Consider the following 1,674-nt stretch of genomic DNA (forward strand, 5'->3'; position numbering starts at 1 on the left):
CGGCGTTTTTCAAGATAGTTGTCGCGCAAAGCTGTTTTAAGCAGCCTCTTTTTGCTCCGGCTCGGGTTTCTCGGGCCGCTCCGGATTTAGCATCACGGCACCGATAGGTGTCCAGTCTCGCGTCTTGCCACTCCACCTCGCTGGGTGTTGTGCTCGGGCGGCCTGGTACACAGCATCCCGTTTCGCCAGCAGGGCTTTATCGTCACCCCGATGCCGCTCGTTGGGTGTGACGAAGCGGATACGGCTATGCCGGTGCTCTTCGTTATACCAGGCCATAAAGTCGCGCACCCACTCCCTGGCCGCTTCCAGACTGGCAAAGCCGTCTGATGGCCACTGCGGACAGTACTTCAGCGTCCTGAACAATGACTCCGAGTACGGATTATCGTTGCTGACCCGAGGCCGTCCCCGCGAGGGCGTGACACCCAGGTCATGCATCTTGGTCAGCAGCGTGACTGACTTCATTGGCGCGCCGTTGTCCGAGTGCAAGACCAGCGGCTGCTTCCAGCACTGCTCGCGGATGATGCTCCGTTGCAGCAACGCCGCCGCCCGTTCACCGCACTCTTGCTCATGCACTTCCCAGCCCACCCCTTTGCGGCTGTAGATGTCCTCTATCAGATAGAGGTAGTAATACTGGCCGCGCACGAGTGACGGCAAGTAGGTGATATCCCAGGACCACACTTGATTGGGCCCAGTCGCGGTATGGCTGGTTGGTACCGGCACATGACGCGGTGGCTGGCTACGGCCACGCCTGTGCTGCTGGTCAGCCGCCCGCAAGATGCGATAGAAGCTCGACTCACTGGCCAAGTAGCGCCCCTGGTCGGCCAGCCGTGGCACAATTTGACTCGGCGGCAACGAGGCGAACTCCTGGCTATTGCAGACGTCCAGCACGGCCTGCCGCTCCTCTGGGCTCAATGCATGAGCAGGTATGGAACGAACCGCATCCGGTCGCCTATCGGCACTCAGCTCAGGCCCGGCCAACCAGCGCTGGAGCGTGCGCAGACTCAGCCCCAACACCTCGGCCGCAGGATGCTTGCGGGCGCCAGCTTCAAGCGCTTCGCGCCACCATGCAACGTATTGCTGCCGCTCTGGCAACGAGGTCAGTTGTCCTCGTCGACGTTGCTCCAGTAGGCATCGAGCTTTTTTTGCAATATCAGCAGAGCTGCCGCCTCGGCCAGGGCCTTGTCTTTGCGCCGCAGCTCTTGCTCCAGTTGCCGGATACGCTTCTTGTCCGCTTTGGCCTGTGCCTTCTCCGCCTGTTGTAAGGTACGAGCGGATTGCTGGCCCAGAATACAGGCTTGGCGCCATTGCTGGACTTGCTCGGGATAGAGACCCTTACGGCGGCAGTACTCACTGAGTTCAATCTCGGAAAGCGCAGCGGTTTCCAGCACGACGGCGAACTTGGCCTCGGCGGGCCATTCATCGGTCAGTTTGTTGTCCCCGGGCACAGGAGACCCTCCGTCTTTGGCGTGTTTGCGCCAATTATACAGAGTGACCTCGCTGATGTTTTCCTGCCGAGCCAACTCGGCCACCGACATATTGATGGGCGGCAGCAGCTTCTTGAGCAAAGCAGCCTTGCGCTCACTTGAATAACGAGCCATTCGACACTCTTTATCCGCCCCCGGTCTTCACATTTAGATTATTCAGATTAGGCGACAACTATTCTGACACCGGGGG

1 protein-coding gene is annotated in these 1,674 nt (G+C 59.7%); it reads right to left on the minus strand.

Annotation, left to right across the window (positions count from 1 at the left end; all coding sequences use genetic code 11):
• Positions 1-36: 36 nt before the first annotated feature.
• A protein-coding gene (locus PG883_RS23410) for an IS3-like element ISAs20 family transposase (RefSeq protein ID WP_088813959.1) occupies positions 37-1,598 on the minus strand; the annotation gives its coding sequence in 2 pieces (ribosomal slippage) (positions 37-1,136 and positions 1,136-1,598; 1,563 coding nt in all).
• Positions 1,599-1,674 lie beyond the last annotated feature (76 nt).

It is taken from the genome of Aeromonas sp. QDB25 (assembly GCF_027707725.1).
In the GTDB taxonomy this organism is placed as follows: Bacteria; Pseudomonadota; Gammaproteobacteria; order Enterobacterales; family Aeromonadaceae; genus Aeromonas; species Aeromonas caviae.